The organism is Tumebacillus flagellatus, from assembly GCF_000714935.1.
In the GTDB taxonomy this organism is placed as follows: Bacteria; Bacillota; Bacilli; order Tumebacillales; family Tumebacillaceae; genus Tumebacillus; species Tumebacillus flagellatus.
The window spans coordinates 81,820-90,675 of sequence record NZ_JMIR01000017.1 but is presented as its reverse complement, the minus strand read 5'-3'; the positions used below and the strand labels follow the sequence as shown (position 1 = coordinate 90,675).

Genomic DNA, 8,856 nt, shown 5'->3' with positions numbered 1-8,856 from the left:
CCCGAAGTTCCCGAAGTTCCCGAAGTTCCCGAAGTCCCCGAAGTCCCCGGTTGTGCAGCTCCCATAGCCCATGGGGTTCCCATGGTTCCTGCTGTTCCAGGAATCCCCGCAATGTTTGGAACTCCCTGAGCTCCACCCGTTCCTCCGGTTCCTCCCGGTTCCCCGCCGCTTTTGCCTCCGAACTCAGGGGAGGGTGTGGGAGTGGCGGGTTCGAGGGGAAGGTTTTCTTTTTTGAAAATGGGCGTGAGGGTCTTCGTGACCAGCCCCTCCAGCTTTTGATCCGCTTGAGCAGGTGTCACGTATTCTTTCACATCTTGGGAGCGCGCTTTGATCGCGCCGCTGGCCCCCACTTGCAAAATCGACGAGTTCGACAAAGAGTTGATCCGTAACGACCCGATCGAGATCGTCTGCGTGACGCGCATCGCGCCACCTCCCTCTCCCTAGACTCCAGTCAAGATGTTATCGTCGATCAGATCGTTGTCATTCGTGTTCGTCGAACTGACGACGTTGTACGTTTGCGGGAAGTCACCCGTGTTGAACGAGCCGGAACCTGAGTAGGTTTTGGCGGTCGTCTTCGGCGCGATTACGCCGACATCCCCGATGTGCAACACTCCCCCGGACGAAACGTTGATCACTTTCAGCGTTCCTAAAATGGCGGGCACGACGCCACCACCACCCTTCTCCCGTCAACGTTCTTATCCGTATCTTATGCAAGGCGTTCCCCCATGGGTGAGTGCCCGCACGTCTTTCCCTCCCGCGCCATAGCCTATTTTAGCAAGACATCTGCCCAGCCAATTTTCCAAGGAGGCTTCCCCTATGTTCCCGCGCAACAAATCCCGGCAAACGGTCGTCGGCGGCGTCAAAGTGATCTTTCTCGCCAACAGCGCCGTGCTGCAAGTCGGCGATGTGTACGGCTGCGTGGACCCGTTCTCCTATTCTGAAGCGTACGGAGGCTATCGCGGCGCTCCCAGCTTCATCACCAAGGAAACCGCCGAACCGGTCAACACCCGGCTGCACTTCGCCAACCAAGCGGACGAAGACACCACCGACTTCAACTTCTTCGGGGAAGGCCAAGAAGCGATCATCCCCAACGTTCGAGGTGAAAAAGCGCGATGAAAATCAAAATGTACGTCGAAAACACAGGCGATTTGAAAATCGGCGACGTCAAAATCAACTCGCTCTCGTCGTCGGCGATCGTGATCTTCGGCGACGCCGAGTGCTTCACCCCGACCAACATCTCGATCACCCGCGGTCAAACCACGCCGATCACAGTGGCGCAAACCGGCCCCGGCGGCCCGGTCGGCGCGATTCGCTGAGCCGGACGACGCACGCACGGTTGTCCGCCGACATATCCTAGTAGAGATTCAAAATCTCTCAGGAAGGAGGACAACTCATGCCTTCCATCATCGGAGGACCTCTCAAAATCGTCAGCAACTCCGGCGAGCTCGTCTTTGGCGACACCGGGTTCATCGCTCCGAAAACCGCCAGCAAATCGTATTCCGGTTCCGGCGGCGGTCTCACCGGCGACTTCGGCGTCTCCATCACCGGCCTCTCCAGCACAAACACGGTGGACATCGACGGGATCGACAACAACACGGTGGCGGGAGTCTAGCCCCTCCTCCGTCAAAAAAAGACCCTTCTCCGCTTGGGAGAGGGTCTTTTCCGTACACGCGCCGCTTACGCGAGAGCTTTTTTCAGTTCTTCGGTCAAGAGCGGCACGATGTCGAACAGGTCGCCGACGATGCCGTAATCCGCCACTTTAAAAATCGGAGCTTCCGGGTCTTTGTTGATGGCGACGATGACTTTGGAGTTGGACATGCCCGCCAAGTGCTGGATCGCGCCGGAGATGCCGCACGCAATGTACAGGTCCGGAGTTACCACTTTGCCGGTTTGGCCGATTTGCAGCGCGTAGTCGCAGTAGTCTGCGTCGCAAGCGCCGCGGGATGCGCCAACGGCTGCACCCAGTACGTCCGCCAACTCTTGCAGCGGCTTGAAGCCGTCTGCCGATTTCACGCCGCGGCCGCCGGAGACGATGATCTTCGCTTCGGACAGGTCGACGCCGCCGGTGGATTTTTTGACGACTTCCTTGATGAACGTGCGCAGGGAGTCAGCCGGGAGTTCAACAGAAACGTTGACCACTTCGGCGGTTTTGCCCGCTTCCGGCTCGGATTTCTCCAAGTTGTTCGGACGAACGGTTGCGAAGACGAGGTCGCCTTCGACGACATTCTTGGTGAACGCTTTGCCCGCGTAGATCGGACGGGTGAAAGTCAAGTTGCCGCCGTCCACTTCAACGCCGATGATGTCGGATACGGCGCCTGCGCCAAAGCGCGCTGCAAGTTTCGGAGCGAGGTCGCGGCCGATCGCGGAGTGCGCGAGGAACACGACGTTTGCTTTCGATTCGTTGATGACCGCTTCCAGAGCTTTTGCATACGCATCCGGAACGTAGTTTTCAAGCGCTGCGTTTTCCACGACGAAGACTTTCTGTGCGCCGTATTGCGCGAGGGCGTCTGCGTGCGCCGCCGCGCCGCTGCCGGTGAGGATTGCTGCATATACAGAGCCGCCTTCTGCAAGTTTCTTCGCTGCGGAAAGGGCTTCAAAAGTGACATTGCGCAGACCGCCGTTGCGGAGGTCAGCCAGTACGAGAACGTTTCTGCTCATGGGTTCTGCTCCTCTCTGTATGTCAGGGTTCCGGTCCGATTACAGGACTTTGGCTTCGTTTTTCAGCAGGTTGACAAGTTCCGTGACGCGTTGGCCGTTGTCGCCTTCGAGGATGCGGCCTGCGGATTTCGCAGCCGGGAGGAAGGTTTCTTTCACGGAAGCTTTGGACGCAAGGGATGCATCAACGCCAAGGTCGCCTGCGGACGGGGTTTCCAGCGGTTTTTTGTTCGCTTTGCGGATCCCGATCAGAGACGGGTAACGCGGGTCGTTCAGGCCTTGTTGGCAGGTGACGAGCAGCGGCAGTTTCGCGCCGACCACTTCGAGGTCGCCCTCTGCGTCGCGGTGCGCGACGACGTCGGTGCCGTTGATTTCAAGCTTGGTGATCGTGGAGATGTGCGCGATGTTCAGCAGTTCCGCCAAACGGACTGCCGTTTGACCGGAGCCGGAGTCAACCGCTTGGTTGCCGGTGAGGATGATGTCGAATTCCTTGTCCTTGAAGTAGGACGCCAGAACATTGGAAACTTTGTATTCATCGCCGAGCAGCGCTTCGTCGGTGATGTGAACCGCTTCGTCAGCGCCCATCGCCAATGCGGTGCGCAGCGCTTCTTGCGCGCGTTCCGGGCCGACGGTGACGACGGTCACTTGGCCTCCGAGTTCGTCGCGGAGTTTAATCGCTTCTTCAACCGCGTACTCATCGTACGGGTTCAGAACAAAACGAACGCCGTCTTCCTTCACGGAACCGTTTTCAACGACGATCTTCTCTTCGGTATCAAACGTTTGTTTGAGAGCTACGAAAATATTCATGGTGGGAAACTCCTTTCAGAGTGGGGTTCGTTACTTTTGACGGACCGGTTGACCGGCGAGACCGCCGATCATCAGCTCGCACACCTGCGGAATCAAGGAAAGCAGATCGTATTTCGCGCCTGTCAAAATCCAAGCGGTGATCGTCTCATCCATTGTACCAAAGATCATGCGTCTTGTGATGCGCGCATCGAGCCGCTCGGTGAAAACGCCGGCCTCGATGCCCTTGGCGATCACCTCGTCGATGATCGTGTAATACGGCTTGATGATGTCGCCGATCTGTTTGCGCATCTCGGCGTTGCTTTGGCGCAGATGCACCTGAGTAAACATCGCGAGGTCCGGCTTGGTGCCCAGCGTCTCAAAGTAGACGGTGACCAACCGCTTCAAACAAGCGACCGGGTCCTCCATCCCCTGCAACTCCTCGCTGAGCCGGTCGACGATGGTGCCGATCGTCTCGCGAAGGATGGAGATCAAGATGTCTTCCTTATTCTTAAAGTAGAGATAGACAGTACCGTCCGCGACCCCGGCTTCCCGCGCGATCTTGGAGATCGGGGCGTTGTGGTAACCGGCTTGCCCGATCACCTTGACGGCGGCGTTCAAGATCGCTTCGTACTTTTCATTGTTTTTTTTCTGTGCGATCGTTCTCACCTCAATGAATGAGTGTCCATTCATTCCATGATTCTATTTTAGAACAGTCAGTCAAAACCGTCAACCGTCCGTTCGGTTTACAGGAGAAAAAAATGAAAAGGCACGTCGCTTTCCTGTTGGCGTGCCCTTGCCAAGCACCTGCTCCTCACAGGCACAAGGATTTCCAGTTCCTCACATCGGCAGGGTGAACCAAAACTCACTGCCCTTCGCCCCATCCTCCCGCTCTCGTACTCCAATCTGCCCGCCGTGCAGTTCCACCAACGACCGCGCAATCGCCAGTCCAAGTCCGGCCCCGCCGGACTCCCGATTGCGCGATTTGTCGGTTCGATATCCGCGCTCAAAAATCCGCGTGCGCTCTTCCATCGGCACGCCTTCCCCTTGGTCGCGCAACGCAATTTCCACTGCCTGCTCCGTCTTGCGTCGCACCGCCACTTGCAAAACGCCGCCCTCCTTGGTATGCCGCACGGCGTTTTGCAACAGATTTCCGATCACCCGCGAGACTTTTTCCGGCATGATCCGAAGCTGGGGCAACTCCGTTTCCATCTGCACCTCCACTCGCAATTTCTTCTCTCGAAGCAAGAGGGCGTGGCTGTCCAACACTTCCACCAGCACTTGTTCCAGATGCGCCCAGACGGGAACAAACTGCTCTTGACGCGCCTCCAGTTTGGAGAGTTCAAACAAATCCTCAATCATCGCGCCCATGCGCTTCGTCTCCGCATGAATGGTCGCCAAGTACTGCCTCACCGATTCCGGGTCCTGCACCACGTTGTCTTGCAACGCTTCCACGAACGACTGAATGGATGAGAGCGGCGTCCTTAGATCATGCGACACGTTGGCCACCAACTCCCGACGTGCCCGTTCCCCCTCTTGAAGTTGTTGAAAACTCCGATGCAAGCGGTTCCCCGTCTCTTGCAGCGCGACCGCCAACCGACGGACTTCCGCCGGCCCTTGCACCGGCACTTTCAACTCCTCAAACCGGCGGTCTCCCACTTTCTCCGCCGCTTGTACCAACGCTTTCATCGACCGCACAATCGGCGCCGTCATCAGCCAATACGCTGCAAGCGACAACAATCCACCCGCAAGCGCAAACCCGGTCAGCCAACTCGTTTGTTCAAACGTCAAGATCATTTTCCGATAGCCGATCAACAAAGCCCCGACCAACAAGCCGAGGCTGACAACGCTGATTATGAGCAATTGGGTTCTCATCTTCATCTGCCTGATTCCTCATGGACCTCAAACCGATAACCGATGCCCCATACCGTATGGATGTAACGCGGATTTGTCGGGTTGGGCTCGACTTTTTCCCGCAAGCGGCTTACCAACACCGTCACCGCGTTCGCATCTCCGCTGTGTTCCGATTCCCATACCAGATCGAGCAATTGCATGCGTGAAAATACCTGTCCGGGACGCTTCGCCATCACGTGCAGCACCTCGAATTCCTTGAGTGTCAATTCGACCGCCTCCCCTTGAACCCAGATCCGTCGCGTCTGCGGGTCGATCGTCAATCCCGTAAACTCCAACAGCCCGGTCTCCGCTTTGCCTGCCGTCTCCCCTTCTGCGCCCCCTCTCTTGACACGGCGCAAGATGATGCCGACACGCAGCGCCAATTCACGCGGCGAAAACGGCTTGACAAGGTAGTCGTCCGCTCCGATCGTCAATCCCATGAGCCGGTCGCGCTCTTCCGTGCGGGCGGTCAACATAATGATCGGCACATCCGACTGTTGACGAATCCGCTCACAAAGCTCCCATCCATCGAGGCGCGGTAACATGAGGTCGAGCACCACCAAATCGGGGGTTTGCTTCGCAAACGTCGCCCAACCTTCTTCACCGTCTGCCGCCAACAACACCCGATACCCGTCGCGTTCCAGATACCGACGGCACACATCGCGAATGTTCGCTTCATCTTCTACGACCAGCACGGTGTCACTCACCTATTTCCTCTCCTTCTTCCGGCTTCCAAAGCGGATGATGCTCCTCGGCCCACGTTTTCAACACTCGTCCGCGCATCATCCCCTGCAGAGCATGTCGCGTCGGCTTATACACCGCAGCCAAAAACACGTGTCCTACCACTTGCACCGACAACAAATAGAACAACAATTTATGCCAATTATACAAAAACTCCCGCGTCTGAAGGGAGATCCATTGGCTTTTCCAGACGAGAAACCCCGTACACGCCATGCCGGTCAACAACAAAATCGCCACCAAAAAATTCAACTTCTGCCCGCCGTTGAACTTGTAAGCTCGCTTGGTGCGCCCTGCAAGGAAGTCCACCTCCATGCTCCTCCAATGCGTCATCTCGCGGAAAAAAGCGGCCAGTTGTTGCCGCCACACCCATACCAGCGACCACGGGACGATCATCAACAGCAAGCCCGTCCAATCATGCACCGTCCGCACGGCGAACCTCCACGCGCCAAGGGATTCACGGAGCCATTCGACATGCAGACACAACCCCGTGCTCCACAGCACGAGAAACAACAAGGCCACCACCGCATGCAAGAAGCGTTCCGGCCCGTTAAACCGCTGTACCCACTTCATCGCGCCGTCACCCCGTCCACGTTATAGCCGTATCGCTCCCAATAGCCGAGATGCTGATGATCGGTAAACTCGATGCGGTAGACCCACTTCGCGCCTTTGTACCCGAACATGCGCGGGATGATTGCGCGTAACGGATACCCTTGCGGAGCGGGAAGGTCCTTTCCGTAGATGCCGTACGCGAGCAACGTTTCTTCTTCCATAGCCTCTGCCAAGGACAAACTTTCCGTGTACACGCCGCCCAACGAGTAAAACGTCACATGGGTCGCCGTTTGCATCGGGCGCACCTGCTGAATCAACTCGCGCATCTTCACACCCGTCCAGCGCACGTTTTTGATCCCCCACCCCTCGACGCAATGGAAATCGGAGACCTGCTCCACTTCCGTCAAAGCGTGTTTCAACTCTGCAAATGACCACGTAACAGGATTCGCGACCAACCCGTCCACCGTCAGCCGATAATCGGCGAGCTGCACGTTGGGAGTCGGCTCCACTGAATTGATCCGAAAATTCTCCAACGCTCGAAATCCGTCCGCCCCTGTGCCGCCGAGCGTCGATTTCAAGACATCCTTAACGCTGGTGCCTCCGAAAAGATACGTCATATACCCCGACAGCGAGAGACCCGCAAGCCCAAGCCCACACGCTTTCAAAAAACGACGCCGCGTCATACGTTCTTGCTCATTCATCTTCGTGACCTCCTTTCTCCCAGTATATCCGAGCCCGCTACTAGAACCCTTGCTCAATTCTTACAAAAGTCTTGCAAAAAAAAAGCGCCGGATTGAACTCAACTCCGACGCTATTGCCACATCTTATCGATCCCCGATAAACTCAGAGACGATTTCATAAGAACGCAAACGCTTCTGGTGGTCGAAGATCTGACCGTTGACGATCATCTCGTCCGCTTGGGTGTCGTCGAGGAACTGTTGCAGGCGTTTCCGGACGGTTTCCTTGCTGCCGACGATCGACGAACCGATGCGCTGTTTGAGCGCGAGCAATTCGTAGTCGGACGCGACGTCCTCGATGCGCGCGATCGGCGGTTGCAGTTTGCCGGGGCGTCCGCGCAACAGGTAGAGAAACTGCTGTTGCATCGACGTCGCGAGGAATTCTGCTTCTTCGTCCGTATCGGCGGCGCAGACGTTGACGCCCACCATCGCGTACGGCTTGTCGAGCATGTCGGACGGGCGGAAGTTTTTGCGGTAGATCTCCAGCGCCGAGAGCGTGAATTCCGGCGAGAAGTGGCTGGCAAACGCGTACGGCAAGCCGAGCAGCGCCGCCATCATCGCGCCGTAGTCGCTGGAGCCCAAGATGTAGATCGGGATGTCCAAGCCCTCGCCCGGCGTGGCGCGAACGGGCATCCGCTGCGGTTCCACGGGCGGTTTCAGATAATCCCGCAATTCTTGGACGAGCTCCGGGAAGTCTTCGCCGTTGCTCGTCAAGCCGCGGCGCAGCGCGCGCATCGCCGCTTGGTCGGAGCCCGGCGCGCGGCCGAGGCCCAAATCGATGCGCCCCGGATACAGCGATTCGAGCGTCCCGAACTGCTCGGCGATCACGAGCGGCGCGTGGTTGGGCAGCATGATTCCGCCCGACCCGACGCGGATCGTCTTGGTGCCGCCTGCAATGTATCCGATCACGACGGAGGTCGCGGACGACGCGATCCCGGTCATGTTATGGTGTTCCGCCAACCAGTACCGGTTGAAGCCCCACTTCTCGGCGTGTTGCGCGAGTTCCAAGGAGTTGCGCAGCGATTCGGCAGGGGTGCTCCCTTCGGTGACCGGCGAAAGGTCCAACACGGACAGTTTGATCTCATGAAGTTGTTTTGACATGGCGTGATTCACCCTCCCTATGTAGGCTCTTGGTACTACTGTGCCCTGATTATAAAAAATGACGGCTTGCAGATTCTGCAAGCCGTCATACGGTTCTTGAATTCCAAATATGTATCCCGCCTGTGCCGTCGAGCTCTGTGTTTCCGAACCTGCCATCAGCAGGTGGGTGACCCGTCACAGATTCTGACTTCCCATTCGTCCTATAAGGAGGTGGGCATGTCATCCAGCCGTGAGTTCTGTCTCCCTCGAAACACTCAAGGTTCAAAACACGTAGAACCCTAACGAACACCGCAGGAATCAACTGTAAGGTATGCGTTCACTGGTGCGTCTGTTGCTTAGTATCGTCATACGAACGTTGCTGTATACGTGAGTGCGTCGTTGATGTCTCTATACTACT

The 8,856-nt window shown here is 57.2% G+C and carries 13 protein-coding genes and 1 other RNA gene; 3 read left to right on the top strand and 11 right to left on the bottom strand.

Features of this window, described 5'->3' with window-relative positions; genetic code table 11:
• Both EL26_RS26215 and EL26_RS12720 read right to left on the bottom strand, forming a co-directional pair.
• A partial coding sequence (locus tag EL26_RS26215) for a spore germination protein GerPB (protein ID WP_238546107.1) occupies nucleotides 1-422 on the bottom strand: 422 nt, incomplete at its 3' end.
• Nucleotides 423-440: 18 nt separating this feature from the next.
• Nucleotides 441-662, bottom strand: coding sequence for a spore germination protein (locus EL26_RS12720; protein WP_038089267.1), 222 nt, complete (start codon nucleotides 660-662; stop codon nucleotides 441-443).
• A gap of 154 nt (nucleotides 663-816) precedes the next feature.
• On the opposite strand from EL26_RS12720, the gene EL26_RS12715 reads away from it, so the two are divergent.
• The 3 genes from EL26_RS12715 (at nucleotide 817) to EL26_RS12705 (ending at nucleotide 1,612) form a co-directional block, all read left to right on the top strand.
• Complete coding sequence (locus EL26_RS12715; protein ID WP_038089264.1) at nucleotides 817-1,116, top strand: hypothetical protein; 300 nt, start codon at nucleotides 817-819, stop codon at nucleotides 1,114-1,116.
• Nucleotides 1,113-1,316 (top strand): hypothetical protein, encoded by a 204-nt coding sequence (locus EL26_RS12710; protein WP_038089261.1) that lies wholly within the window; start codon nucleotides 1,113-1,115, stop codon nucleotides 1,314-1,316. The genes EL26_RS12715 and EL26_RS12710 overlap by 4 nt, the downstream gene beginning before the upstream one ends.
• A 77-nt stretch (nucleotides 1,317-1,393) precedes the next feature.
• Nucleotides 1,394-1,612: a spore germination protein gene (locus EL26_RS12705; protein WP_038089258.1), complete on the top strand. Its 219-nt coding sequence runs from the start codon at nucleotides 1,394-1,396 to the stop codon at nucleotides 1,610-1,612.
• A gap of 65 nt (nucleotides 1,613-1,677) precedes the next feature.
• Here the strand turns inward: EL26_RS12705 and EL26_RS12700 are convergent, their stop codons facing one another.
• From EL26_RS12700 to ssrS, 9 genes are all read right to left on the bottom strand, one after another.
• On the bottom strand, nucleotides 1,678-2,658 hold the full coding sequence (locus EL26_RS12700; protein ID WP_038089255.1) for an electron transfer flavoprotein subunit alpha/FixB family protein: 981 nt from the start codon (nucleotides 2,656-2,658) through the stop codon (nucleotides 1,678-1,680).
• A 39-nt stretch (nucleotides 2,659-2,697) separates the two neighbouring features.
• Nucleotides 2,698-3,462 (bottom strand): electron transfer flavoprotein subunit beta/FixA family protein, encoded by a 765-nt coding sequence (locus tag EL26_RS12695; RefSeq protein ID WP_038089253.1) that lies wholly within the window; start codon nucleotides 3,460-3,462, stop codon nucleotides 2,698-2,700.
• Between the two features lie 30 nt (nucleotides 3,463-3,492).
• Nucleotides 3,493-4,107, bottom strand: a complete 615-nt coding sequence (locus tag EL26_RS12690) for a TetR/AcrR family transcriptional regulator (RefSeq protein WP_238546106.1) — start codon at nucleotides 4,105-4,107, stop codon at nucleotides 3,493-3,495.
• Nucleotides 4,108-4,278: 171 nt separating this feature from the next.
• Nucleotides 4,279-5,319 carry a sensor histidine kinase gene (locus tag EL26_RS12685; RefSeq protein ID WP_038089250.1) on the bottom strand — a complete coding sequence of 347 codons (1,041 nt, stop codon included), beginning with the start codon at nucleotides 5,317-5,319 and terminating at the stop codon, nucleotides 4,279-4,281.
• Nucleotides 5,316-6,038 carry a response regulator transcription factor gene (locus tag EL26_RS12680; protein ID WP_038089246.1) on the bottom strand — a complete coding sequence of 241 codons (723 nt, stop codon included), beginning with the start codon at nucleotides 6,036-6,038 and terminating at the stop codon, nucleotides 5,316-5,318. The genes EL26_RS12685 and EL26_RS12680 overlap by 4 nt, the downstream gene beginning before the upstream one ends.
• Entirely contained in the window at nucleotides 6,031-6,642 is a 612-nt protein-coding gene (locus EL26_RS12675; RefSeq protein ID WP_038089245.1) for a cytochrome b/b6 domain-containing protein, read from the bottom strand. The genes EL26_RS12680 and EL26_RS12675 overlap by 8 nt, the downstream gene beginning before the upstream one ends.
• Nucleotides 6,639-7,322 carry a molybdopterin-dependent oxidoreductase gene (locus EL26_RS12670; RefSeq protein WP_052036318.1) on the bottom strand — a complete coding sequence of 228 codons (684 nt, stop codon included), beginning with the start codon at nucleotides 7,320-7,322 and terminating at the stop codon, nucleotides 6,639-6,641. Before EL26_RS12670 ends, EL26_RS12675 begins: the two co-directional genes overlap by 4 nt.
• A gap of 123 nt (nucleotides 7,323-7,445) precedes the next feature.
• Entirely contained in the window at nucleotides 7,446-8,459 is a 1,014-nt protein-coding gene (locus tag EL26_RS12665) for an LLM class flavin-dependent oxidoreductase (protein ID WP_038089242.1), read from the bottom strand.
• Nucleotides 8,460-8,568: 109 nt separating this feature from the next.
• A non-coding RNA gene (ssrS, locus tag EL26_RS24580) (6S RNA) lies at nucleotides 8,569-8,759 on the bottom strand.
• Nucleotides 8,760-8,856: the final 97 nt, after the last annotated feature.